20 protein-coding genes and 1 pseudogene are annotated in these 24,711 nt (G+C 71.1%); 4 read left to right on the top strand and 17 right to left on the bottom strand.

Translation table 11 applies throughout. From position 1 onward, the window contains the following. Nucleotides 1–128: 128 nt before the first annotated feature. Nucleotides 129–1,391: a histidine--tRNA ligase gene (gene hisS / locus DJ476_RS29610; RefSeq protein WP_103421708.1), complete on the bottom strand. Its 1,263-nt coding sequence runs from the start codon at nt 1,389–1,391 to the stop codon at nt 129–131. Nucleotides 1,392–1,407: 16 nt separating this feature from the next. Next, on the bottom strand, nt 1,408–2,097 hold the full coding sequence (locus DJ476_RS29605) for an MBL fold metallo-hydrolase (RefSeq protein ID WP_103421709.1): 690 nt from the start codon (nt 2,095–2,097) through the stop codon (nt 1,408–1,410). A gap of 168 nt (nt 2,098–2,265) precedes the next feature. Here DJ476_RS29605 and DJ476_RS29600 point away from each other — a divergent pair, with 168 nt between their 5' ends. Both DJ476_RS29600 and DJ476_RS29595 read left to right on the top strand, forming a co-directional pair. Further along, a complete protein-coding gene (locus DJ476_RS29600; RefSeq protein WP_112491933.1) occupies nt 2,266–3,057 on the top strand; it encodes a peptidylprolyl isomerase in 792 nt (263 codons plus the stop codon). A gap of 201 nt (nt 3,058–3,258) precedes the next feature. Further along, nucleotides 3,259–4,488 (top strand): DUF349 domain-containing protein, encoded by a 1,230-nt coding sequence (locus tag DJ476_RS29595; protein ID WP_019762720.1) that lies wholly within the window; start codon nt 3,259–3,261, stop codon nt 4,486–4,488. A gap of 97 nt (nt 4,489–4,585) precedes the next feature. Here the strand turns inward: DJ476_RS29595 and DJ476_RS29590 are convergent, their stop codons facing one another. The 15 genes and pseudogenes from DJ476_RS29590 to pgsA all read right to left on the bottom strand — a co-directional run bounded on the left by DJ476_RS29590 (nt 4,586) and on the right by pgsA (nt 20,312). Next, a complete protein-coding gene (locus DJ476_RS29590) occupies nt 4,586–7,207 on the bottom strand; it encodes a RelA/SpoT family protein (RefSeq protein ID WP_112491932.1) in 2,622 nt (873 codons plus the stop codon). Between the two features lie 148 nt (nt 7,208–7,355). After that, nucleotides 7,356–7,907: an adenine phosphoribosyltransferase gene (locus DJ476_RS29585; protein WP_093751352.1), complete on the bottom strand. Its 552-nt coding sequence runs from the start codon at nt 7,905–7,907 to the stop codon at nt 7,356–7,358. Further along, nucleotides 7,907–9,013, bottom strand: coding sequence for a protein translocase subunit SecF (gene secF, locus DJ476_RS29580; protein ID WP_103418313.1), 1,107 nt, complete (start codon nt 9,011–9,013; stop codon nt 7,907–7,909). Before secF ends, DJ476_RS29585 begins: the two co-directional genes overlap by 1 nt. Before the next feature lies 1 nt (nt 9,014). Continuing rightward, complete coding sequence (secD, locus tag DJ476_RS29575) at nt 9,015–10,772, bottom strand: protein translocase subunit SecD (RefSeq protein ID WP_103418314.1); 1,758 nt, start codon at nt 10,770–10,772, stop codon at nt 9,015–9,017. 152 nt (nt 10,773–10,924) lie between these two features. Continuing rightward, nucleotides 10,925–11,413 (bottom strand): preprotein translocase subunit YajC, encoded by a 489-nt coding sequence (gene yajC, locus DJ476_RS29570; RefSeq protein ID WP_112491931.1) that lies wholly within the window; start codon nt 11,411–11,413, stop codon nt 10,925–10,927. Nucleotides 11,414–11,579: 166 nt separating this feature from the next. Continuing rightward, nucleotides 11,580–12,665 (bottom strand): Holliday junction branch migration DNA helicase RuvB, encoded by a 1,086-nt coding sequence (gene ruvB / locus DJ476_RS29565; protein WP_112491930.1) that lies wholly within the window; start codon nt 12,663–12,665, stop codon nt 11,580–11,582. 30 nt (nt 12,666–12,695) lie between these two features. After that, nucleotides 12,696–13,322: a Holliday junction branch migration protein RuvA gene (gene ruvA / locus DJ476_RS29560; RefSeq protein WP_103418316.1), complete on the bottom strand. Its 627-nt coding sequence runs from the start codon at nt 13,320–13,322 to the stop codon at nt 12,696–12,698. Nucleotides 13,323–13,630: 308 nt separating this feature from the next. After that, nucleotides 13,631–14,227: pseudogene (gene ruvC, locus DJ476_RS29555) on the bottom strand (crossover junction endodeoxyribonuclease RuvC); the annotation flags it as partial. A gap of 155 nt (nt 14,228–14,382) precedes the next feature. Next, on the bottom strand, nt 14,383–15,135 hold the full coding sequence (locus DJ476_RS29550) for a YebC/PmpR family DNA-binding transcriptional regulator (RefSeq protein WP_029395566.1): 753 nt from the start codon (nt 15,133–15,135) through the stop codon (nt 14,383–14,385). Nucleotides 15,136–15,196: 61 nt separating this feature from the next. Next, entirely contained in the window at nt 15,197–15,790 is a 594-nt protein-coding gene (gene pdxT, locus DJ476_RS29545; protein ID WP_084744932.1) for a pyridoxal 5'-phosphate synthase glutaminase subunit PdxT, read from the bottom strand. A gap of 6 nt (nt 15,791–15,796) precedes the next feature. After that, the gene (gene pdxS, locus DJ476_RS29540; protein WP_019765392.1) at nt 15,797–16,717 is read right to left on the bottom strand and encodes a pyridoxal 5'-phosphate synthase lyase subunit PdxS; all 921 of its coding nucleotides are present in this window, start codon (nt 16,715–16,717) and stop codon (nt 15,797–15,799) included. A 121-nt stretch (nt 16,718–16,838) separates the two neighbouring features. Continuing rightward, on the bottom strand, nt 16,839–17,387 hold the full coding sequence (locus DJ476_RS29535) for a hypothetical protein (RefSeq protein ID WP_053561975.1): 549 nt from the start codon (nt 17,385–17,387) through the stop codon (nt 16,839–16,841). Nucleotides 17,388–17,501: 114 nt separating this feature from the next. Further along, nucleotides 17,502–18,662, bottom strand: coding sequence for a glycosyltransferase family 4 protein (locus DJ476_RS29530; RefSeq protein ID WP_112491929.1), 1,161 nt, complete (start codon nt 18,660–18,662; stop codon nt 17,502–17,504). A gap of 79 nt (nt 18,663–18,741) precedes the next feature. Next, entirely contained in the window at nt 18,742–19,653 is a 912-nt protein-coding gene (locus DJ476_RS29525) for a phosphatidylinositol mannoside acyltransferase (protein ID WP_112491928.1), read from the bottom strand. Then, nucleotides 19,650–20,312, bottom strand: a complete 663-nt coding sequence (gene pgsA, locus DJ476_RS29520) for a phosphatidylinositol phosphate synthase (RefSeq protein ID WP_093751364.1) — start codon at nt 20,310–20,312, stop codon at nt 19,650–19,652. Before pgsA ends, DJ476_RS29525 begins: the two co-directional genes overlap by 4 nt. 266 nt (nt 20,313–20,578) lie before the next feature. On the opposite strand from pgsA, the gene DJ476_RS29515 reads away from it, so the two are divergent. Together DJ476_RS29515 and DJ476_RS29510 are read left to right on the top strand one after the other, a co-directional pair. Continuing rightward, complete coding sequence (locus tag DJ476_RS29515; RefSeq protein ID WP_112491927.1) at nt 20,579–22,810, top strand: elongation factor G-like protein EF-G2; 2,232 nt, start codon at nt 20,579–20,581, stop codon at nt 22,808–22,810. Nucleotides 22,811–22,969: 159 nt separating this feature from the next. Next, nucleotides 22,970–24,640 carry a hypothetical protein gene (locus tag DJ476_RS29510; RefSeq protein WP_103418321.1) on the top strand — a complete coding sequence of 557 codons (1,671 nt, stop codon included), beginning with the start codon at nt 22,970–22,972 and terminating at the stop codon, nt 24,638–24,640. Nucleotides 24,641–24,711: the final 71 nt, after the last annotated feature.

Raw genomic sequence — 24,711 nt, 5'->3', positions numbered from 1 at the left:
TCGGCACGGAGCGCTGGGAGGCCCCGCCCACGCGAGAGGGCGCAGGCCGGAGACCTGAAGCCTCCGGCCCGCGCCCTTCCCGTACGACCACTCAGCCGAGCCGGGTGTTCTCCGTACGACCGGCCGGCTCAGCCGAGCCGGGTCTTCAGCTCCGCGACCACGTCGGCCAGCGCCACCGCCGCCTGCTCGCCGGACTCCATGTCCTTGAGCTGGACGACGCCCTCGGCCAGATCGCGTTCGCCCGCGACCAGGGTGTAGCGCGCGCCGGAGCGGTTGGCGCTCTTCATCGCGCCCTTGAGGCCCCGGCCGCCGAAGGCGAAGTCGGCGGCTACGCCCGCGCGGCGCAGTTCGGTGACGACCGTGAAGAGGGCCCGGCGGGCCTCGTCGCCGAGCGGGACCGCGTACACGCTGGTGGTGACGGGGAGGTCCAGCTCGACGCCCTCGGCCTCCAGGGCGAGGACCGTGCGGTCCACGCCGAGGGCCCAGCCGACGGACGGCAGCGCGGGGCCGCCGATCATTTCGGAGAGGCCGTCGTAGCGGCCGCCGCCGCCCACCGCGGACTGGGAGCCCAGGCCGTCGTGGACGAACTCGAAGGTGGTGCGGGTGTAGTAGTCGAGGCCGCGGACGAGCTTCTCGTCGTCCTCGTACACCACGCCCGCCGCCGTGAGCAGCGCGCGAACCTCCTCGTGGTACGCCTTGCAGGCGTCGCAGAGGTAGTCACGGAGCCGGGGGGCGTCGGTGAGCTGCTTCTGTACGTCGGCCCGCTTGTCGTCCAGGACGCGCAGCGGGTTGATCTCGATGCGGCGGCGGGTCTCCTCGTCCAGGTCGAGGTCGCGCAGGAAGGTCTGGAGCGCCTCCCGGTAGACCGGGCGGCACTCCTTGTCGCCCAGCGAGTTCAGCAGGATGCGGAACTGGCGCAGGCCCAGCGAGCGGTACGCCTGGTCGGCCAGGATGATCAGCTCGGCGTCCAGGACCGGGTCCTCGGTGCCGATGGCCTCGGCGCCGACCTGCGAGAAGTGGCGGTAGCGGCCCTTCTGCGGGCGCTCGTAGCGGTAGTACGAGCCGGAGTACCAGAGCTTGACGGGGAGGTTGCCGGCCTTGTGGAGGTTGGCCTCCAGGGCCGCGCGCAGGACGGATGCGGTGCCCTCGGGGCGCAGCGCCAGCTGGTCGCCGCCCTTGGTGGTGAGGGTGTACATCTCCTTGGTGACGATGTCGGTGGACTCACCGACACCGCGCGCGAACAGCTCCACGTTCTCGAAGCCGGGGGTCTCGATGTAGCCGTAGCCGGAGTCGCGCAGGGGCGCGGAGATGGCCTCGCGCACCGCCAGGAACTTCGCGGAGTCCGGCGGGATCAGGTCGTAGGTGCCCTTGGGGGCCTGGAAGGTGCTCACGTAATAGGTCTCTCGTCTACAGTCCTCGGCGCGGCGCCGCGTCCAGCCCGTTCAGGAACGGGTTGGTGGCGCGCTCGCGGCCGATGGTCGTCTGGGGGCCGTGGCCCGACAGCACCACGGTCGAGTCGTCGAGGGGCAGGCACACACGGGCCAGCGACCTCAGCAGCTCGGCGTGGTCGCCGCCGGGCAGGTCGGTGCGTCCGACGGAGCCGGCGAAGAGCAGGTCGCCCGAGAAGAGGACCGGCGGGATGTCCGCGGCCTCGGGCATCCCGAACGTCACCGACCCCTTGGTATGGCCGGGCGCGTGCGAGACGCCGAACTCCAGCCCCGCCAGGGTCAGCTTCGAGCCGTCGGTCAGCTCCTTGAGGTCGTCCGGCTCCCCCACCGTCAGCTCGCCCATGAGCGGCATCCCGATGGAGCGGCCGAGCGCCTTCTCCGGGTCGCTCATCATGTAGCGGTCCTCGGGGTGGATCCAGGCGGGGACGTCATGGGCGCCGCAGACCGGGACGACCGAGGCGACATGGTCGATGTGGCCGTGGGTGAGCACGACGGCGACGGGCTTGAGCCGATGCTTCTTCAGCGTTTCCTCGACGCCCTGGGCGGCCTGGTGGCCCGGGTCGATGATCACGCACTCCTCACCGGCGGCGGGGGCGACCAGATAGCAGTTGGTCCCCCAGGCCCCGGCGGGGAACCCGGCAATGAGCACGATCGTCCTTAATGTTCGTCCGGAGGATGCGGTGGTGGCATGGGTCGCAGCAGTTCAGAGCCTACCGGCGCTCCTCATGACACAGGTAACCCATATACGGTACGGGCAGTCCAGACCCGAATCCCCCGACGTATCCCCGACGTCACGACGTAACAAGGAGCCCAACCGGTGTCCAGCAGCGAACAGCGGAGGCGGCAGCTCGCCCGGGAGAAGTTCGAGCGCCAGCAGAAGCGCCGGGAGGAAGCCCGTCGCCGGACGAAGCGCATCACCGCGATAGTGGCGGCGTCGGTGGCCGTGGTCGCCGTCGTGGGCGTGAGCGCGTTCGTGCTGTCGGGCAAGGACGACGACAAGGACAAGAAGAACGAGGCGGCCGCGAGCCAGAGCCCGGAGCCGACGCCCTCGGAGACCGAGAGCAAGGCGCCCGAGCCGCCGATGACGATCGACAAGAAGGCGACGTACACGATGTCGCTGGGGACGAGCCAGGGCGACATAGCGTTCGCCATGGACGCCTCGAAGACCCCGCACACGACGAACTCCTTCAAGGCGCTCGCGGACAAGGGCTTCTTCGACGGGACCAAGTGCCACCGCCTCACCACGCAGAACATCTACGTGCTGCAGTGCGGTGACCCGAAGGGCGACGGCACGGGCGGCCCCGGCTACAACATCCCGGACGAGAACCTGACCGCGCTCGGCAAGGCGGGCGACGACGGTGCGGTGACGTTCCCGGCGGGCACGGTGGCGATGGCCAACACCGGCCAGCCGGACTCCGGCGGCAGCCAGTTCTTCCTGGTCTACAAGGACACCAAGCTGCCCCCGACGTACACCCCGTTCGGCAAGCTCGACAAGGAGTCCCTGAAGGTCGTCGAGACGGTCGGCGCCGCGGGTGTCGAGGGCGGCGCTGGTGACGGTGCGCCGAAGAAGGCCGTGGAGATCAAGAAGGCGGCCGTCGAGAAGGACTGATCCGGACGTACGGCCCCGCGGCGCGTACGGCGTCCCGGGCCGCCGGGCGGGAGCGAAGAATTTCGGCCGCGCGGAGTGCGGACAGCCGGGCGGCCGGTCGCCTAGATTGGCGTTGTGCAGGGCGGGCGAGGCCCGCCCGAGGAAACTGTGGACGATGCCCGGGGGCGAACCCCCTCGCAGGCATCAGGTGGAGGAGGCGCTGTGAGCAGCGACCCGTGGGGCCGCGTCGATGAGACGGGCACCGTGTACGTGCGTACAGCCGACGGCGAGCAGGTCGTCGGATCGTGGCAGGCCGGTTCGCCTGAAGAGGCTCTGGCCTATTTCGAGCGCAAGTACGACGGCATTGTGGTCGAGATCGGCCTCCTCGAACGGCGGGTGAAGACCACCGATCTGTCGGCGAAGGACGCGACGACCGCGATCGACCATCTGCGGCAGCAGGTGGACGAGCACCACGCGGTGGGCGACCTGGACGCACTGCGCAAGCGGCTGGACGCGCTCGTGGCGACGGTCGAGGCGCGGCGCGAGGAGCGCAAGGTCCTCAAGGCCAAGCAGACCGACGAGGCCAAGCAGGCCAAGGAGGCGCTGGTCGCCGAGGCCGAGGAGCTGGCGAAGAGCGAGCAGTGGCGCGCCGCCGGTGAGCGGCTGCGGGCGCTGGTGGACACCTGGAAGGGTCTCCCCCGTCTGGACCGCAAGTCGGACGACGAGCTGTGGCACCGCTTCTCGCACGCCCGCTCGGCGTTCTCCAAGCGGCGCAAGGCCCACTTCGCCGCGCTGGACGCCCAGCGCGAGGAGGCCCGCAAGGCCAAGGAGAAGCTGGTCGCCGAGGCCGAGTCGCTCTCCGGTTCGACGGACTGGGTCGGCACGGCCGCGCGCTACCGCGATCTGATGACCGAGTGGAAGGCGGCGGGCCGCGCCCAGCGCGAGGCCGAGGACGACCTGTGGAACCGCTTCCGCGGCGCCCAGGACGTCTTCTTCGCCGCCCGTGGCGAGGTCTTCGCGGAACGCGACGCCGAGCAGGGCGAGAACCTCAAGCTGAAGGAGGAGCTTGCCGCCGAGGCCGAGAAGCTGGTGCCCGTGAAGGACCTGAAGGCGGCCCGGGCCGCTTTCCGGGGTATCAACGAGCGCTGGGAGGCCATCGGCCACGTACCGCGAGACGCCCGCCCGAAGGTCGAGGGCCGGATGCAGGCGGTGGAGCGGGCGCTCCAGGAGGCCGAGGAGTCCGAGTGGCGCCGGACCAACCCGGAGGCGCGGGCCCGTGCCGAGGGTCTGACCGGTCAGCTCCAGGCGGCGGTGGACAAGCTGCGCGGCCAGATCGACACCGCGCGCGCCCAGGGCAACAACGCCCGCGCGGACAAGCTGGCCAAGGAGCTGGAGGGCCGCCAGGCGCTGCTGGACCAGGCGCTGAAGGGCCTGGAGGAGTTCGGCGGCTGAGCCAGCCACGGCTGACGGAGAAGCCCCGGTACGCGCGATGCGTACCGGGGCTTCTTCCGTTGCCGCTGCTATGGCCTGTGGGCTTCCGTGGCCACGGTCACGGCCTGCGGGCCGAGGTGACCCGGTAGACGTCGTAGACGCCCTCTACGCCGCGTACGGCCTTCAGGACGTGCCCCAGGTGCTTGGGGTCGCCCATCTCGAAGGTGAAGCGGGAGGTGGCCACCCGGTCGCGGGAGGTCTGGACGGCCGCCGACAGGATGTTGACGTGCTGGTCCGAGAGGATCCTCGTGACGTCCGAGAGGAGCCGGGAACGGTCCAGCGCCTCGACCTGGATGGCGACCAGGAAGACCGAGGACTGGGTGGGGGCCCATTCGACGTCGAGGATCCGCTCGGGCTGCTGGGAGAGCGATTCGACGTTGACGCAGTCGGCGCGGTGCACGGAGACGCCGCTGCCCCGGGTGACGAAGCCGATGATCGGGTCGCCGGGGACCGGAGTGCAGCAGCGGGCGAGCTTGACCCAGACGTCCTCGACGCCCTTGACGACGACACCGGGGTCGGCGTTGGCCCGGCGCTTGCTGCGGCCGCCGTGCGAGGGCGGGGTGGCTTCGGCCAGGTCCTCGTTGGCCTCGTCGTGGCCGCCGAGCGCCTGCACCAGCTTCTGCACGACGCCGGCCGCCGCGACATGGCCCTCACCGATCGCCGCGTACAGCGAGGAGATGTCCGGGTAGCGCATCTCGTGGGCGAGGGTGACCAGGGAGTCGCCGGTCAGGATGCGCTGGATCGGCAGGTTCTGCTTGCGCATGGCGCGCGCGATGGCGTCCTTGCCCTGCTCGATGGCCTCGTCGCGGCGCTCCTTGGAGAACCAGGCGCGGATCTTGTTGCGGGCGCGCGGTGACTTGACGAAGCCGAGCCAGTCCCGGGAGGGGCCCGCTCCGGCAGCCTTGGAGGTGAAGACCTCCACCAGGTCGCCGTTGTCGAGGGTCGATTCGAGCGGGACGAGCCGCCCGTTGACACGTGCTCCTATTGTCCTGTGGCCGACCTCGGTGTGGACGGCGTACGCGAAGTCGACCGGGGTGGCGCCGGCGGGCAGCGCTATCACGTCGCCCTTGGGCGTGAAGACGAAGACCTCGTTGCGCGAGAGGTCGAAGCGCAGGGACTCCAGGAACTCGCTGGGGTCCTCGGTCTCCTTCTGCCAGTCCAGGAGCTGGCGCAGCCACGCCATGTCGTTGACGGTGTCCTGGCCGCGGCCGGTGTTCTTGGGGACGTCGGTACGGACCTTGGAGGCGCCCGCGACGGCCTCCTGCTTGTACTTCCAGTGGGCGGCAATGCCGTACTCGGCGCGGCGGTGCATGTCGAACGTACGGATCTGCAGCTCGACGGGCTTGCCGCTGGGACCGATCACCGTGGTGTGCAGCGACTGGTACATGTTGAACTTGGGCATCGCGATGTAGTCCTTGAACCGCCCCGGCACCGGGTTCCACCGGGCGTGGACGGTGCCGAGCGCCGCGTAGCAGTCGCGGACGGTGTCGACGAGCACGCGGATGCCCACCAGGTCGTAGATCTCTGCGAAGTCGCGGCCCCGCACGATCATCTTCTGGTAGACGCTGTAGTAGTGCTTGGGGCGGCCGGTGACAGTGGCCTTGATGCGGGCGGCGCGCAGGTCGGCCTGGACCTCGTCGGTCACTATGGCCAGGTACTCGTCGCGCTTGGGGGCCCGCTCCGCGACGAGCCGGACGATCTCGTCGTACATCTTGGGGTAGAGGATCGCGAAGGCGAGGTCCTCCAGCTCCCACTTGATGGTGTTCATGCCCAGCCGGTGTGCCAGCGGGGCGTAGATCTCCAGCGTCTCGCGGGCCTTCTTCTCCTGCTTCTCCCGCTTGAGATAGCGCATGGTGCGCATGTTGTGCAGGCGGTCCGCGAGCTTGATGACCAGGACCCGGGGGTCCTTGGCCATGGCGACGACCATCTTGCGTACGGTCTCGGCCTGGGCGGCCTCGCCGAACTTGACCTTGTCCAGCTTGGTGACGCCGTCGACGAGCAGGGCGACCTGGTCGCCGAACTCGCGCTTGAGGGTGTCCAGGCCGTACTCGGTGTCCTCGACGGTGTCGTGGAGCAGCCCGGCCATCAGGGTGGCCGGATCCATGCCCAGCTCGGCCAGGATCGTGGTGACGGCGAGCGGGTGGGTGATGTACGGGTCGCCGCTCTTGCGCTTCTGGCCGCGGTGCCAGCGCTCGGCCACCTGGTAGGCGCGCTCGATCTGGCGGAGGGTGGCCGTCTCGATCTTGGGGTCGTTGCCCCGGACCGTACGGAGGAGGGGTTCCAGGACCGGGTTGTACGGGCTGGAGCGCTGTACGCCCAGGCGGGCGAGGCGGGCCCGCACCCGGTTGGAGGAGCCGCCGGAGCGGGAGGCAGATCCGGCCGGGGCGGCGGGCTTCACCGGGGCCGGCGGCGGGGTGGGGGCCGGGGGCTTCGGCGGGGGCGTGCCGGAGGGCTTGGCGGGCGGCCCGGCGGCCGGGCGCGCGGGGGCCGGGGAGGCGTCTGCCGGTTTCCCGGCGGACGTGCCGGACGGCTCGGCGGCCGGGGGGCGCGCGGAGCCTGCGCCGGGCTCCGGGGGCGCGGGCTTCGGCGCGTTCGAGGGCGCGGCCTTCGCGGGCGTGGCGGGGGCCGCCGCGGGCTTGTCGGGCTGCGGGGCGGCGGCTGACTGGGCCTCGTCTGGCAAGAGCGCTCCTCGTGCGGATCCGGGGTACCCGGAGAGCCCATGGTAACGATCCCCCGGCAGGTCCTCGCCCGGGGACGGTGAGAGCTTGGAGAACGAAGGGCGGGCACCCGGATGTTCCCGGGTGCCCGCCCTTCCTGTACGGGGATGCTCAGACCGTGATCAGGGCCTCCAGCGGAGCGCCCCGCAGCCCCGGCTCCAGCCGGGCCCGGCCCGCCAGGAAGCCCAGCTCCATGAGGACCGAGACGCCCGCGACCTGGGCACCGGCCCGCCGGATCAGCTCCAGCGATGCCTCGGCGGTGCCGCCGGTGGCGAGGACGTCGTCGATGACCATGATCCGGTCCTCGGCGGTGAGGTCCTCGGCGTGGATCTCGATCTCCGCTCTGCCGTACTCCAGCTCGTAGGACTGGGCGAGCGTGGCCCCGGGGAGCTTCCCGGCCTTGCGGACCGGTACGAAGCCGATGCCCGCCCGGACCGCGACGGGCGCGGCCAGGATGAAGCCGCGGGCCTCCAGGCCGACGATCTTCGTGGCGCCGTGCCGTACGCACAGCTCCGCGAGGGCGTCGGTGAGCGCCGTGAAGGCCACCGGGTCGGCCAGGAGCGGGGTGATGTCCTTGAACACCACGCCCGGCTTCGGGTAGTCCGCGACATCGCGGATCCGGCTGAGCAGCAGCTCCCTGGTCGATCCGGTGGTGCTGGTCATCAGCGCTTCCCCGGCGTGCGGCCGTGCGAGCGGGGGCGGCCGATGGCCGAGCCCGCCGTGCCCGCCGTGCCCGCCGTCGCGGCGTCCTCGCGCGGCTCCACGGGAGCCTCGTCCTCGGGGGACTCGCCCTTGGCGGCCGCGGCCGCCCGCTTGGCGAGGACCCGCTTCTTCAGCGCCTTCATCTGCGGGTCGCGTTCCTTGAGGTCGGCGACGAGCGGGGTGGCGATGAAGATCGAGGAGTACGCACCGGCGGCGAGACCCACGAAGAGCGAGAGCGAGATGTCGTTCAGCATGCCGGCGCCGAAGACACCGCCACCGATGAAGAGCAGCCCGGCCACCGGCAGCAGCGCCACCACGGTGGTGTTGATGGAGCGGACCAGGGTGCTGTTGATCGACCGGTTGGCGATCTCGCTGTACGTGAAGCGGGTCTGCTTGGTGATGTCCTTCTGGCCCTCCTTGAGGCTGTCGAAGACCACCACCGTGTCGTACAGGGAGTAACCGAGAATGGTCAGCAGACCGATCACCGTACCCGGGGTGACCTCGAAGCCGACCAGGGCGTAGACACCGACCGTGATGGTGATGTCGTGGATCAGCGCGATGAGGGCGGCGACGGCCATCCGCCACTCGAAGGCGATGGCCAGATAGATCACCACCAGGACCATGAAGACCGCGAGACCGGTCCAGGCCTTGTTGGCGATCTGCTCACCCCAGCTGGGGCCGACCAGGTCCGCGTTGATCTCGTCCGCGGGGATGCCGAGCTCGTCGGAGAGGGTCTCCTTGATCTCGTTCGCCTTGGCGGTGTCGACCTCGGTGATCTGGATGCGCAGACCGCCGTTGCCCAGCTCCTGGACGATGGCCAGGTGGCCGGAGGCCTCGGTCGCCACGTCGGTGGCCTGGGCCGTGGAGATCTTGGCCTTGGTGTCGGTCGTGAAGACCGCGCCGCCCTGGAACTCGATGCCCATGCGGAGACCGCCGACCGCCACGCCGATGATGGCCGTGATGGTGATCAGGATCGAGACGCCGTACCAGATCTTGCGGTTGCGGATGAAGTCGTAGCCGACCTCACCGCGGTAGAGCCGGGCGCCGAGATTGCCGAGTCGCGACATCTCACGCCTCCTTCGGTTCGATGGGGGCGTTGACACGGCGCGAGCGGCGCAGCGGCGGCTGGGCGCCGAGCCGCTTCGGGTCCAGACCGGACCACGCACCACCGCTGGAGAAGAACTTCGTCCGGCCCATCAGCGTCATGAGGGGCTTGGTGAAGAAGAACACCACGACGACGTCGAGCAGCGTGGTCAGGCCGAGCGTGAACGCGAAGCCCTGCACCTTGCCGACGGTGACGACGAAGAGCACGGCGGCGGCCAGGAACGACACGAAGTCGGAGACCAGGATGGTGCGCCGGGCGCGCGGCCAGGCCCGCTCGATGGCCGGGCGGAGCGTGCGTCCCTCGCGGATCTCGTCACGGACACGTTCGAAGTAGACGATGAACGAGTCCGCTGTGATGCCGATGGCCACGATCGCCCCGCAGACCGCCGGCAGGTTCAGCGCGAAGCCAATGGCCGGGCCCAGCAAGGACATGATCGTGTACGTCAGCACACCGGAGACCAGGAGGCTCAGGAGCGCGATGAACGACAGGCCCCGGTAGTAGACCACCAGGTAGATGACGACCAGCGCCAGACCGATGGCACCGGCGATCAGTCCGCCCTTGAGCTGCTCACTGCCGAGGGCGGCGGTCACCGTGGTGACGCTCGCCTCCTCGAAGGTCAGCGGGAGAGCACCGTAGGAGAGGATGTTGCCGAGCTCCTCGGCCGACTGCTGGGTGAAGCTGCCGGAGATCTGGGCGTTCTTGCTGAGCGCGGTGCGCACCGAGGGAGCGGAGACGACCTCGCTGTCGAGGACGATCGCGAACTGGTTCATCGGCGGCTGCTGCTGGGAGAGCCGGCCGGTGATCGTCTGGAACTTCTTGGCGCCGGCGGAGGTGAACTCCATCGACACGATCCACTCGCCGGTCTGCTGGTCGATGGCGGCCTTGGCGTCGTCGACGTCGCTGCCGGAGACCTCGGCGGGGCCGAGAAGGTACTTCTCGTAGCTGCCGGGGACGTTCGAACCGCAGGCGACCGTGGAGTCGGTGGCCTTGGCGTTCTTGCCCGCCTCGGACCGCTGCTTGGGGTCGGAGCAGTCGAGCTTGGCGAACTCCTCCTGGAGCTTGGCCGTGGCCGGGTCCGCGGAGGGCGTGGTCTCCGGGGTGTCGGACGGCTTGGGCTCACCGGAGCCCGTGGGGGTCGGCGTGGGGGCCTTCAGGGCCCCGGTGACCGCGCGGCCCTGGGTGGTGGAGCTCGGGGAGGGGGTGGCCTCCTCGCCGGTGGCCTCCTCGCCCTTGTCCTCGCTCTTCGGGGACGCCTCGCCGCTCGGCGTGGCGCTGCCCGAGGGGGTCGGGGACGCGGAGGGTGCGGGACCGCTGGCCGCCACCGTCAGAACGGGCCGGAAGTACAGCTGGGCGGTCGTACCGACCTGGTCCCGGGCCTGCTCGGAGTTGGTCCCCTTGGGGATGTTGACGATGATGTTGCGATCGCCCTGGGTCTGAACCTCTGCCTCGGAGACGCCGAGCCCGTTGACGCGCCGCTCGATGATCCCGACCGCCGTGTCCATGTTGGTCGGGTTGATCGCGTTCGGCTTACCGGGCTGGTTCTGTGCCTCGAGTGTGATCGACGTACCGCCGGCCAGGTCGATGCCCAGCCTGGGGGCGGTGTGTCCGGACAGGAACATCCCGCCGGTGAGCGCGACCATGGCGATGAGGATCAGAGCCAGGGCACGCCCCGGCCTCCCATGACCGCCGGACGGCCCTCGTCCCTTCTTGGGTGCTGCCACCTTCTCGTTTCTCCCTGTCCAACCGCCCTGCGCCGGGTACACGCCCGGGCGGCCATGAAGTGTTGTGGGGACCCACCCCCGGAGACGGCCTCGACGGTCCCGGGGACGCCGCGCGCCGGTGGGCGCGCGACGTCCCCGGGACCGTGTGAGAACTACTTGGTGCCGGTCTCGCCGTCGGCCTTGCCCTCGCCCTTGGCGTCCTTGGCCGCTACGTCGTCCTTGGACTCGGCGTCGTCGTCGGCCGTCTCGTCCTTGCCCAGGTCGATCTTGGCGACGTCGGCCTTGTCCGCGCCGGGCTCGCCGGTGAGCGAGGAGGCGTCGTCCGGAACGACGGTGCCGTCCGCGTCCAGCTCGTCGTCGTCACCGTGGACGATGCGGTTGTACTCCGCGTCGTCCAGGACGGCGCCGACCGCGTTCTTCGCGTAGATGGCGTGCACGCCCGGGGCGACCTCGAGGAGGACGGTGTCGTCGTGGACTTCCTTGACGGTGGCGTACATCCCCCCGATCGTCCGGACGCCGGTACCGGGCTGCATGTCGTTGCGCATCTGCGCCGCCGCCGCCTGCTTCTTCTTGGCGGAGCGGGTCATCAGGAACATGGCCCCGATGAGCACGATGAAGGGGAGGAGAGTCAAGATATCCACGGGACGGGAATTCCTTCGCACGACCGCGCTGGAATGCGGCCTGTATATACGGGGGTGGGTACACCGACCTGTAAGGGCGGCATCGGCGGAGTCTAGATGAGTCCGCATCGATGGAACAACGCCCAGCATGGCACCCTGGTTCCGCTGTGGGTCAACCTGTGACGTATCACGCCCCGAACAGACCCTGTTGTCCCTTTACGCCGTGGGACGGCGGAACCAGTCCCAGGTGGGCCCAGGCGGCCGGGGTGGCCACCCGCCCGCGCGGCGTCCTGGCCAGCAGCCCTTCCCGTACGAGGAAGGGCTCGGCGACCTCCTCGACGGTCTCGCGCTCCTCCCCCACGGCGACCGCGAGGGTGGAGAGGCCGACCGGCCCGCCGCCGAAGAGTTTCAGCAGCGCGCCGAGCACCGCACGGTCCAGCCGATCGAGTCCGCGGGCGTCAACCTCGTACACCTTGAGGGCCGCGGCGGCGATCTCCCGGTCGATCGCGCCCTCGGCCTTGACCTGGGCGTAGTCCCGGACCCGGCGCAGCAGGCGGTTGGCGATACGGGGGGTGCCCCGCGAGCGTCCGGCGATCTCGGCTGCGCCGTCCGCGTCGATGCCGACGTCCAGGAGGCGGGCCGAGCGGTGGACGACGCGCTCCAGCTCGACGGGGGCGTAGAACTCCATGTGGCCGGTGAAGCCGAAGCGGTCGCGCAGCGGGGGCGGGAGCAGCCCGGCCCTGGTGGTGGCGCCGACCAGGGTGAACGGGGGCAGTTCGAGCGGGATGGCGGTGGCGCCGGGGCCTTTGCCGACGATGACGTCGACGCGGAAGTCCTCCATCGCCATGTAGAGCATCTCCTCGGCGGGCCGGGACATGCGGTGGATCTCGTCCAGGAAGAGGACCTCCCCCTCCTGGAGGGAGGAGAGGATCGCCGCGAGGTCGCCGGCGTGCTGGATGGCGGGGCCGGAGGTGATCCGGATCGGGGCGTTCATCTCCGCGGCGATGATCATGGAGAGGGTGGTCTTGCCGAGGCCGGGGGCGCCGGAGAGCAGCACGTGGTCGGCGGTGGCGCCGCGGGCACGGGCCGCCTTGAGGACCAGGTCGAGCTGTTCGCGGACCTTCTCCTGGCCGACGAACTCCTCCAGGTCCTTGGGGCGCAGGGCCGCCTCGACCGCGGTGTCCTCGCCGTCCGCGTCCGCGTCGACCAGCCGGTCGTCGAAGACCGGGCCGGTCGGCTCGTCGGTCTCGGGTCCGGTCTCGTCCCAGTTCATTTCGGGGCCTCTTCGGTGGTTCGGTGCCGGTCAGCGTGCGCGGTTGAGAGTCTGCAGGGCGGCCCGCAGCAACTGCGGCACGGGGGGTGCGGCGCCTTCGGCCACGGCCGCCTCGGCCTGCGGGGCGACGGCGGTCACGGCCTCCTCGGCCTCGCGGCTCGCGTAGCCGAGGCCGATCAGCGCGGCCTGGAGCTGGTCGCGCCAGCCGGAGGTCACGGGCGTGCCGATGCCCTGCTGGCCGATGTGCGCGCCGACCGGTTCGCCGAGCCGGTCCTTCAGCTCCAGCAGCAGCTTCTGGGCGCCCTTCTTGCCGATGCCGGAGACGGCGGTCAGCGCCTTCTCGTCACCGGTGGAGACGGCCAGGCGCAGCGCGTCGGGGCTGTGGGTGGCCAGCATGGCCTGGGCGAGCCGGGGGCCGACGCCGCTGGCGGTCTGGAGCAGCTCGAAGACCTGCCGCTCGTCGTCGTCCGCGAAGCCGTACAGGGTGAGGGAGTCCTCCCGGACGACGAGCGAGGCGGCGAGCCTGGCCTCCTGGCCGACCCGCAGCCCGGCGAGGGTCTGCGGGGTGCACTGGAGGGCCATGCCGACACCGCCGACCTCGATGACGGCCGTGGTCGGGGCGAGAGCGGCCACCGGGCCGGAGACGAAGGCGATCATGCGGCGGGGCCTTTCAGCGTGCGGGAGGTGCGTGGGGTGCCGGCTGCGCCGGAGGTACGGGGGGTGGCGGACGCGCGGGGCGTCGCGGGGGTGACAGCCGTACCGGAACCGGACGTCCGGGGCGTGCCTGTCGTACGGGGCGTGGCGGGCGTGCTGGGTGTGCCTGCTGGACGGGATGTGCTGGGCGTGGCGGGCGTACGGGATGCGTTGGGCGCACGGGAAACGCCGGACGCGCCTGGCGTACGGGACATGCCTGGCGTGCCTGCCGTACGGGATGCGTCGGGCGTACGGGCCACGCCGGACGCACCCGTTGTACGGGGCGTGGCGGGCGTCGTGGACGCGCGGGGCGTACGGGATATGCCGGGGCCGGCCGCCGTGCGGGACGCCCCCGGGGCCCGGTGGGCCGCCACCGCCTGCTGGAGCCTGCTCTGTGCGGGGGCCCGCCAGATGTGGCAGATGGCCAGGGCCAGGGCGTCCGCGGCGTCGGCGGGCCTGGGCGGGGCGTCCAGCCGCAGCAGCCGGGTCACCATGGCCCCGACCTGGGCCTTCTCCGCTCGGCCGGAGCCGGTGACGGCCGCCTTGACCTCGCTGGGCGTGTGCAGGGCGACCGGGATGCCCCGGCGGGCGGCGCAGAGCATGGCCACCGCGCTGGCCTGGGCCGTGCCCATCACCGTACGGACGTTGTGCTGGGCGAAGACCCGCTCCACCGCCACGTAACCCGGGGCGTACTCGTCGAGCCAGGCCTCGATGCCCCGCTCCACGGCGACGAGCCGGTCGCCCAGCTCCGCGTCGGCCGAGGTGCGCACGACGCCGACGCCGAGCATGGCCAGCGGGCGGCCCGCCACCCCCTCGACCACTCCGACACCGCACCGGGTCAGTCCCGGGTCAATGCCCAGAACCCGCATGGAGCCCCCCCTGTCCTCGCTGCTCGCCACGCCCACTCGTTCATCTGTTCCCGCAGGCTATCGGCTCGCACCGACAATCCCGCGCAACCAGAAGACGACGGGCCGACGGGGAGTGTCCCCGTCGGCCCGTCGTACCGTGCTGTGCCGGCCGCGCCTCAGGCGTCGACCTTCTCCATGACCTCGTCGGACACGTCGAAGTTGGCGAAGACGTTCTGCACGTCGTCGCTGTCCTCCAGCGCGTCGATGAGCTTGAAGATCTTGCGCGCGCCCTCTTCGTCCAGCTCGACCTGCATGGTCGGCAGGAAGTTGGCCTCGGCGGAGTCGTAGTCGATGCCCGCCTCCTGGAGCGCGGTGCGCACCGCGACCATGTCGGTGGCCTCGCTGACCACCTCGAAGGTCTCGCCCAGGTCGTTGACCTCCTCCGCGCCCGCGTCGAGCACCGCGCCGAGGACGTCGTCCTCGGTCAGCTCGCCCTTGGGCACGATCACGACGCCCTTGCGGTTGAAGAGGTACGAGACGGAGCCCGGGTCGGCCATCGAGCCGCCGTTCCGGGTCATCGCGACACGTACGTCGGAGGCGGCACGGTTGCGGTTGTCGGTGAGGCACTCGATGAGCACCGCGACACCGTTGGGGCCGTAACCCTCGTACATGATCGTCTCGTAGTCGGTCCCGCCCGCCTCGAGGCCGCCGCCGCGCTTGACGGCGGACTCGATGTTCTTGTTCGGGACGGAACTCTTCTTCGCCTTCTGGATGGCGTCGACGAGGGTCGGATTGCCATCGGGGTCCACGCCGCCGGAACGCGCCGCGACCTCGATGTTCTTGATCAGCTTCGCGAAGAGCTTGCCGCGCTTGGCGTCAATCACGGCCTTCTTGTGCTTCGTCGTAGCCCATTTAGAGTGGCCGGACATCTGCCTTCTCCTTCGCGTCACCAAAATCGAGTCGAACCCGAGAGATCCTACCGGGGTCCGCTCACTTCACCGCGCGCACCATGTCCACGAAGAGAGCGTGCATACGGTGGTCGCCGGTCAGTTCGGGGTGGAACGACGTGGCGAGGACATTCCGCTGCCGTACGGCCACGATGTGGCCGCCGTGCTCCGCGATGACCTCGGCCTCGGCCCCGACGGACTCCACCCAGGGGGCGCGGATGAAGACGCCCTCCACCGGGCCGCCCTCGATCCCGGCGACCTCGACGGCCGCCTCGAAGGACTCGTTCTGCCGGCCGAAGGCATTGCGCCGCACGATCATGTCGATGCCGCCGACGGTCTCCTGGCCCGAGCGGGGGTCCAGGATCTTCTCGGCCAGCAGGATCATCCCGGCACAGGTGCCGTAGACCGGCATCCCGGCCCGGACCCGCTCGCGCAGCGGCTCCATCATGCCGAAGAGGACCGCCAGCTTGGACATGGTCGTCGACTCGCCGCCCGGGATGACCAGGCCGTCGACCTCGGCGAGCTCCTCGGGGCGCCGGACCGGCCTGGCCAGGGCATCCGCCGAGGCCAGGGCGATCAGGTGCTCCCGTACGTCGCCCTGGAGCGCCAGGACGCCGATCACAGGGGTGTCGCTCATCAGTGGTTACCAGCCGCGGTTGGCGTAGCGCTCGGACTCGGGCAGGGTGTCGCAGTTGATGCCGACCATGGCCTCGCCCAGGTTGCGGGAGGCGTCCGCGATGACCTTGGGGTCGTCGTAGAAGGTGGTGGCCTTCACGATGGCGGCGGCGCGCTTGGCCGGGTCGCCGGACTTGAAGATTCCGGAGCCGACGAAGACGCCCTCGGCGCCGAGCTGGCGCATCAGCGCGGCGTCGGCCGGGGTGGCGACACCACCGGCGGAGAAGAGCACGACGGGCAGCTTGCCCAGCTCCGCGACCTCCTTGACCAGCTCGTAGGGGGCGCGCAGGTCCTTGGCGGCGGCGTACAGCTCGTTGTTGTCGAAGCCGCGCAGCTTGGCGATCTCGTTCTTGATCTGGCGCAGGTGGCGGACGGCCTCGACGACGTTGCCGGTGCCGGCCTCGCCCTTCGAGCGGATCATGGCCGCGCCCTCGGCGATGCGGCGCAGGGCCTCGCCCAGGTTGGTGGCGCCACAGACGAAGGGGGTGGTGAAGGCGAACTTGTCGCTGTGGTTGACCTCGTCGGCCGGGGTGAGGACCTCGGACTCGTCGATGTAGTCGACGCCGAGGGACTGGAGGACCTGGGCCTCGACGAAGTGGCCGATGCGGGACTTGGCCATGACCGGGATGGAGACGGCCCCGATGATCTCCTCGATCATGTTGGGGTCGGACATCCGGGCCACGCCGCCGTCCTTGCGGATGTCGGCCGGGACCCGCTCCAGGGCCATGACGGCCACGGCGCCCGCGTCCTCGGCGATCTTCGCCTGCTCGGCGTCGACGACGTCCATGATCACGCCGCCCTTGAGCTGCTCGGCCATGCCGCGCTTGACGCGGGCGGTGCCGGTGGCGGGGGACTCGGCGGACTGCGGGGTGCTGGGAAGCGTGGACACGGGACCTCACTCGATGAAAGACGCTGGATACTGCGCCACCGAGGAAACGCTGTGCCACCGGTCCACAGCAAGGGCCAATAGGGAGGCTGTGGATCGTTTTGGCCCCCTATCCGCTCCCGGCTCAGGTGCCGGGGCGGTCCGCGAGGGCCACCGGAGGGGCGTCGTCCATCTCGAAGGCGAGCGGGAACGGGGCGTGCCCGGCCAGCCGGAACAACCGTACGGTGCGGTGTCGGCGCAGAGCCCGGGCGGCGCGTACGGAGTCGTTGTGGAAGCGCCGGGCCATCGGTACGCGGCGTACGGCGGCGGCCAGTTCGGTGGCCGCGTCCTCGCCGCCGGGGACCTCCTTCACCGCCTCCACCTGGGCCGGTTCACCGAAGACGGCGCGCAGGGCGGCGCTCAGCTCGCTCTCGGCGACCTCGCGCTGGTCCTCCTCGGCCTGGCGGGCGGCGTGGGCGGCCTCGTACAGGACGATGGAGGCGGCCGGGTCCAGGACGCCGGAGGTGGCCAGCTCCTGGGTGACCGAGGCGCGGCGCAGCAGTTGGGCGTCGAGTGCGGCGCGGGCGGCGTCGATCCGGGAGTGCAGGCGGTCCAGGCGGCCGGCGGTCCAGCTGAGGTAGACGCCGATCGCGATGAGCGCGACGACGATCCAGACGATGAGGGTTACGGTCACGGGCCCACACGCTACCGTCGCCGGACCCGCTCTTTTCAACGGGAGCCCGCGTCTCCTGGTTCCCACAGGAGGCCGCGCCCCGGGATCAGGAGCCGACGCCCCGGTACGGGCTCCTCAGTCCCGGGCCAGTCCGAACCGCGCCCGCAGCCCCGACCGTTCGTCCTCCGCGACCGACGCGGCCCCGTCCGTCACCGTCTCGTACACCGCGAGGATGTCGGCCCCCACGGTCGCCCAGTCGAACCGCCGTACGTGGGTCTCGCCCCGCTCCCGCAGTCCGGCCCGGCGCTCCGGGTCGCCCAGCAGCCGGATCGCGGCGGCGGCCAGCGCGTCGGCGTCCTCGTTGGCGAAGAGGTCGCCCGCCGCCCCCTGGTCCAGCACCTGCGCGAAGGCGTCCAGGTCGCTGGCGAGGACCGGGGCCCCCGCCGACAGGGCCTCCACCAGGATGATGCCGAAGCTCTCGCCGCCCGTGTTCGGGGCCACGTACACATCGACGCTGCGCAGCAGCCGGGCCTTCTCCTCGTCGCTGACCATGCCGAGGAACTCCACGCGCCCGCGCAGTTCCTTCGGCAGCGAGGCCACCGCCTCCTCCTCGTCCCCGCGCCCCGCGACCAGCAGCCGGGTCTCCGGGCGGGCGGCGAGGATGGCGGGGAGCGCCTTCATCAGGACGGGGAGGCCCTTGCGGGGTTCGTCGATGCGGCCGATGAAGCCGAGGGTCTGGCCCTGCCACTCGGGCTTGGGCTCGGCCTTGGCGAAGAAGCCGACGTCGACACCGTTCGGGATGACCACGGCGTCCCCGCCCAGGTGCTCGACCAGGGTGCGCCGGGCGTACTCGCTCACCGCGATCCGCGCGCTGATCTTCTCCAGGGCGGGCTGGAGGATCGGGTACGCGGCGATCATGGCCCGGGAGCGCGGGTTGGAGGTGTGGAACGTGGCCACGATGGGGCCCTGCGCCGACCAGCAGGCGAGCAGGCCGAGCGAGGGGGAGGTCGGCTCGTGGATGTGGATCACGTCGAAGGTGCCGTCGTGCAGCCAGCGGCGGACCCGGGCGGCGGAGAGGAAGCCGAAGTTCAGCCGGGCGACGGAGCCGTTGTACGGGACGGGGACGGCCCGGCCCGCCGAGACGACGTAGGGCGGCAGCGGGGTCTCGTCGTCGGCCGGGGCCAGGACGGAGACGGTGTGACCGAGGCCGATGAGGTGTTCGGCCAGGTCCCGGATGTGGAACTGGACGCCGCCGGGGACGTCCCAGGAGTACGGGCAGACGATGCCGATCTTCACGTGCGCTCTCCCCGGCTTCCGTTCTTCGTGTGCTCTCCCCGGAGTCGGGTTTCCCCGGGCGCTCCCGGGGGCTCGGTCCTCACGTGCGCTCTCCCCGGGGTTCCAGGTCGTCCAGCCAGAGGCGCTGGAGCATGTGCCAGTCCTCCGGGTGCTCCGCGATGCCCCCGGCGAAGGCGTCGGCCAGGGCCTGGGTCATGGCCGCCGTCTTCTCGGCGCGGGTGCCGTCCTCCGGGACCCCGACCGCCGGGTGGACGCGGGCGCCCATCACGGGCGTGCCGTCGTACCAAAGGGTGACCGGCAGTAGCAGCGCGCCCGTCTGCTGGGCGAGCAGGGCGGGCCCGGCCGGCATCCGGGCGGTGGCGCCGAAGAACGACACCTCGACCCCGGAGGCGGAGAGGTCCCGGTCCGCGACGAGGCAGACCAGGCCGCCCGCGCGCAGCCGCCGGGCCAGCGTGCCGAAGGCGGCCCCGCCGCTGTGCGGCAGCACCTCCATGCCGAGGCCCTCGCGGTAGGCGACGAACCGGTCGTAGAGGGATTCGGGCTTCAGCCGCTCGGCGACGGTGGTGAAGGGGACCTTCAGGTCCGTGGTGACCCAGGCGCCGGCCAGGTCCCAGTTGCCGAGGTGCGGCAGGGCCAGGACGACTCCGCGCCCGCTGTCGAGGCCCTCGGTGAGCAGGTGGGCGTCGGTGACGTCGATGCTCGCCCTGATCCGCTCGGGGGTCCAGGTGGGCAGCCGGAACGACTCCATCCAGTACCGCATGTACGAGCGCATCCCGGCCCGCGACAGCTCCGCCAGCCGCCCCGGGCCCGCGTCCGGGACGACCCGCGCCAGGTTGGACTCCAGCCGCAGCACGCTCTTGCCGCGCCGCTTCCAGACCCGGTCCGCGATCGTACGGAACAGGGCCTCGGCGGCAGGTTCGGGCAGCTTCTTGACCGCGCCCCAGCCGAGCCCGTACAGCCCGTCGGTGATCCGGCCCTTGATCGCGCTCACCGGTCGGCCGGTCCGCTGGCGGCGGAGGCGGCGTCGGCCTCGGCGGATTCCCGGCGTACGGTCACCACGCGCTGGATCAGGGTCACCAGGGACCCCACGGCGACGATCCACAGCGCGATCGGGAGCAGGATGTCGATGTGCGGGACACCGAACTTGTGCAGTCCGGCGAGACCGGCCGCGACCAGCGAGATGACCAGCCGCTCGGCCCGCTCCACCAGTCCGTTCACCGCGACCGGCAGCCCGATCGACTCGCCGCGCGCCTTGGTGTACGAGACCACCTGACCGCTGGCCAGGCAGAAGATCGCGACCGCGCAGAGGATGTTGTCGTCACCCCGGCCCGCGTACCAGAGGGCGAACCCGGCGAAGATCGCCCCGTCAGCGACCCGGTCCAGCGTCGAGTCGAGGAACGCGCCCCACCGGCTGGAGATCCCGGCCTGCCGGGCCATGTTGCCGTCGACGAGGTCGGAGAAGACGAACAGGGTGATGACGATGGTGCCCCAGAAGAACTCCCCCATCGGGAAAAAGACCAGCGCACCTGCCATCACTCCGGCCGTGCCGATGAGGGTGACCGCGTCGGGGCTGACCCCGAGGCGGAGCAGCAGGGCGGCGAACGGTGTGAGGACACGCGTGAAAAATGCACGCGCGTACTTGTTCAGCATGGCTTTCCCGAGGGTTCGGCTGGCCGAGCGGCCCCATCGGCCACCGGCTGGCCCATCGTAGTCACGACCGATGCCCTTCACCGGACGGGCACCCGCGGGCTGGGGTGTCACCGCACCGGCTGCCCCCCCGGATGCGGCCGGGGGTCCGCTGTATGGACGCGTCGACGCCCGGGTGCCAAGCTCGAAGAACCGAGCAGAAGGACATCCGCGGGCGGTCGGCTCCTCTTCGCCTCGCCCGTACCGCGCCACCCTCCGGGAGGCCCAACATGGGCGAGAAGGCACACGCACACCCCGGGGCCGCCGGAGGCGTACCGACGGCCGGCCACCCCTCCGACGTACGGAACGTGGTGCTGGTCGGCCACAGCGGTTCGGGCAAGACCACCCTGGTCGAGGCGCTGGCCCTGACGGCGGGGGCGGTCAACCGGGCGGGCCGGGTCGAGGACGGGGCGACCGTCTCCGACCACGACGAGATCGAGCGGCGGCGACGGCGTTCCGTACAGCTCTCGCTGGTCCCGGTGGCGTGGGACGGCCGCAAGGTCAATCTGCTGGACACCCCGGGGTACGCCGACTTCGTCGGGGAGCTGCGGGCCGGTCTGCGGGCGGCGGACGCGGCCCTCTTCGTCGTCTCGGCGGCCCAGGAGGCCGAGTCGGTGGCAGCGACGACCCGGGCGGTGTGGGAGGAGTGCGCGCTCGTCGGGATGCCGAGGGCGATCGTGGTCACCCATCTCGACACCGCGCGGACGTCGTTCGAGGAGATGACCCGGATCTGCGCGGAGACGTTCGGCGGGGACGACCCCGATGCCGTACTGCCGCTCTATCTGCCGGTGCTCGGGCCCGAGGGCGCCGACGGGCACGCCCCGCTCACCGGGCTGACGGGGCTGCTCACCCGGCGGATCCTGGACTACTCCTCCGGGGAGCGGGCCGAGCTGCCGCCCGCGCCCGAGGAGAAGGGCCCGCTGGACGAGGCCCGGAACCGGCTGATCGAGGGGATCATCGCGGAGAGCGAGGACGAGTCCCTGATGGACCGGTATCTCGACGGCGGGGACGAGGACATCGACATGGCGACACTGATCGGGGATCTGGAGCGGGCCGTGGCCCGGGGCACCTTCTTCCCCGTGCTGGCCGCCGCCCCCGCGGCCGAGGGCGCCCGGCAGGGGATCGGCACGGTGGAGCTGCTGGAGCTGATCACGCGCGGTTTCCCCACCCCGCTGGAGCGCACCCCGCCCACGGTCACCACCCCGTCCGGCTCCCCCAGGTCCGCCCCGGTCTGTGATCCGGAGGGCCCGCTGCTCGCGGAGGTCGTCAAGACGTCGTCCGACCCGTACGCGGGCCGGATCTCGCTGGTGCGGGTCTTCTCCGGCACCCTGCGGCCCGACGACACCGTGCATCTGTGCGGCCACGGCCTGGACGCGGCGGGCCATGAGCCGCACCCCTGCCACGAGGCGGAGCTGCGGGTCACCGCGCTCACCACCCCGTTCGGCAGGCAGCACCACCCGGCGGACCGGTGCGTGGCGGGTGATCTGGTCTGTGTGGGGCGGCTGGGCGAGGCGGAGACCGGCGACACGCTCTCCGCCTCCGGCGACCCGGTCCTCATCGAGCCCTGGTCGACCCCGGACCCGCTGCTGCCGACCGCCGTCCGGGCGCACGGGAAGGTGGACGAGGACAAGCTCTCGCACGCCCTGGCCCGGCTGGTCGCGGAGGACCCGACCCTGCGCCTGGAGCAGAACCCGGACACCCACCAGGTCGTCCTGTGGTGCCTGGGCGAGGCCCATCAGGAGGTCGCCCTGGAGCGGCTGCGCAGCCGGTACGGCGTCCAGGTCGACGCCGAGCCGCACCGGGTGGCCCTGCGCGAGACCTTCGCCGGGCGGGCGGCCGGACGCGGGCGCCACGTCAAACAGTCCGGCGGGCACGGGCAGTTCGCGATCTGCGAGATCGAGGTGGAGCCGCTGCCGGCGGGGAGCGGCATCGAGTTCGTGGACAAGGTCGTCGGCGGTTCGGTGCCCCGGCAGTTCATCCCGTCGGTGGAGAAGGGCGTCCGGGCGCAGGCCGCCCGGGGGCTGGCGGCCGGGCATCCCCTCGTCGACGTACGGGTCACGCTGCTCGACGGCAAGGCGCACTCGGTGGACTCCTCCGACGCCGCCTTCCAGACCGCCGGGGCGCTCGCGCTGCGCGAGGCCGCCGCCGACGCCCGTATCCAGCTCCTGGAGCCGGTCTGCGAGGTCGCCGTGCTGGTCCCGGACGACTATGTGGGCCCGGTGATGAGCGATCTGTCGGGGCGCCGGGGCCGGGTGGTGGGCACCGAGCAGAGTCCCGGCGGGCGGACGCTCGTCCGGGCGGAGGTGCCGGAGACGGAGATCGGCAGCTACGCGCTGGACCTGCGCTCGCTGACCCATGGCACCGGCCGGTTCGACCGGACGCACGCCCGGTTCGAGGCGATGCCGCAGCAGTTGGCGGAGAAGGTCCGGGCGGAACGAGGGGACGGATCACCCGGCGCGTGACCGGCGCACTGTCGCAAACACCGCCCGCGTCCCTTCGGGTGACGGGCGGTGCGGGGGCGCGGACGATACGCTGTGGTCGCAGCTCAGAAGGTATGCCGCGTACGGTAGTTGGGCACACCGCAGGAGCAGACCGTGCGGCGAGTGGGGGCGACAGACACAGTGGCCAACGACGTTTTCGACTTCTCACCCGGGGCGCAGATCCCGATCCAGGGGTCAGGCGGCCAGTCGGTGGCGACCAATGCCCTGGCTTCGGCCGCGTACCGGGACAGCCCGGTGGAGACGATCCTCGACGCCAACAGCGAGTGGCACAAATCCACGGTGAAGGCGGGCGCCTCCAAGCTCTTCAAGTCCGACTACTTCAAGCCGAATCTGGGCGAGGCGTTCTCCCGGGCGGTGCAGGAGCGGATGCTCGGCGGCTCCCGGGCCGCGCTCATCCAGTCCTTCGGCACCGATCCGCAGACGGTGGTGGAGCACTGCCTCTCGGCGACCAACCTCCGTAAGGCGCGCGACACCCGGCTCACGCTGATCACCGGGGTGTTCGGCTTCCTGTTCCTGCCGGGGATGATCCTCTGGGTCATCGCGTTCCGGATCAAGGACGCGCTGGCCAAGTCCAAGGACGCCGCGTTCCGGGCGGTCGGCACGGTGCTGCTGGCCGCGTTCGGGGTCGGGGCGCTGATCCTGCTGTGGAAGCTGCCCACGGACGGCTTCTGGCCGCTCTACGTCCGGGGGGCGATCGTCGCCCCGGTGATCGGCTGGTTCCTCGCCAAGCGGGTCGCGGAGACCTCCGCCCGGGATCTGCGGGCCCGCTGGGAGGGGCTGCTCTCCGGCACCGGGGTGATCGCCAAGATCCCGGAGGCGGTGCCGAAGAACCCCAACGAGACCGCGCGCGAGGCGCTGCGCCAGGGGCTGGAGAAGCTCTCGGCGGAGCAGCAGTCCAACGCGGTCTTCTACGCCGGTCCCAAGGGCATCCTGGGCATGGGCACCCGGTGGGGCAGCTGGCAGCTGGCCGAGGAGCTGACGCCGAAGGACCCGACGAAGGAGATCCACCAGTTCCGCAGCTGGGACCTGATCCGGATCATCCACGACCAGCTCAAGATGCTGGAGCGCGGCCCGCTCAACACCGGCGGCTTCCCCAAGCCGTCCGTGAAGCACTGGATCGTCTCCCCCATCGGGGAGAACGCCGACTCCGTCTCCCGCCCCGACGGCGAGGACGTGGCGACCTTCCAGGTGAAGCCGCACGAGATACAGCGGATCTGCAACCACCAGCAGTTCGGCAGCGGTGACCGGCACTATCTGGGCGTGCAGTTCACGCTCTGGGACGGCCAGCTGGTCATCACAATGATGATCACGGTCACCGTGCTCCACGAGACCCTGCGGATCGAGGTCACCGGTCATGCGCTGGGCCCGGTGCACGGGCTGTTCTTCGCCAAGCCCGCCGCCCGTACGAAGACGGTCAACAAGACCGTGCGGTTCTGGGAGACCCGGGACATCCAGCTGCCGATCGTGGAGGCGCGGGAGGTCGTCCGGCTGGCCCTGCGGGCGCCCTTCACCTGGTATCCGCCGATCCTGGACTACCTGGGCGGCAAGATAGTGCTTCCGGAGCCCTTCGGACTGCGGCACGCCTGGGCCGCGAAGCCGTGGAACCACCGCTTCATGGCGGACGACGCGATGCGGGCGGCCACCCCGGTGCTGCGGGTGGTCCACTCGGCGGCGATGCGCGTCCTCGAGGAGAACGGCGTGGACACCGAGCGCTTCGACAACCGCTCGATGATACTGAGCGGCCTCGTCCAGGACCCGGCCCCGCGGAAGGCCGACGTGTACGACGCGTAGCGGAGGTGCGTACGTACGGGAAGGGCCCCGCCGGGACGATCGGCAGGGCCCTTCTTCGGATGCGGGACGAC

It is taken from the genome of Streptomyces bacillaris, assembly GCF_003268675.1.
GTDB lineage: Bacteria > Actinomycetota > Actinomycetes > Streptomycetales > Streptomycetaceae > Streptomyces > Streptomyces bacillaris.
Note: the sequence above shows the minus strand (reverse complement) of the source record. Positions and strands in the feature narration are given on the sequence as shown.

What these genes read in the sequence shown, in the direction of transcription:
- secF (WP_103418313.1), bottom strand. Translation starts at nt 9,013, where the DNA reads ATGTCGCGACTCGGCAATCTCGGCGCCCGGCTCTACCGCGGTGAGGTC.
- pdxT (WP_084744932.1), bottom strand. Translation starts at nt 15,790, where the DNA reads ATGAGCGACACCCCTGTGATCGGCGTCCTGGCGCTCCAGGGCGACGTA.
- DJ476_RS29585 (WP_093751352.1), bottom strand. Translation starts at nt 7,907, where the DNA reads ATGACCAGCACCACCGGATCGACCAGGGAGCTGCTGCTCAGCCGGATC.
- ruvA (WP_103418316.1), bottom strand. Translation starts at nt 13,322, where the DNA reads ATGATCGCCTTCGTCTCCGGCCCGGTGGCCGCTCTCGCCCCGACCACG.
- ruvB (WP_112491930.1), bottom strand. Translation starts at nt 12,665, where the DNA reads ATGAACTGGGACGAGACCGGACCCGAGACCGACGAGCCGACCGGCCCG.
- DJ476_RS29515 (WP_112491927.1), top strand. Translation starts at nt 20,579, where the DNA reads ATGGGCGAGAAGGCACACGCACACCCCGGGGCCGCCGGAGGCGTACCG.
- DJ476_RS29550 (WP_029395566.1), bottom strand. Translation starts at nt 15,135, where the DNA reads ATGTCCGGCCACTCTAAATGGGCTACGACGAAGCACAAGAAGGCCGTG.
- pgsA (WP_093751364.1), bottom strand. Translation starts at nt 20,312, where the DNA reads ATGCTGAACAAGTACGCGCGTGCATTTTTCACGCGTGTCCTCACACCG.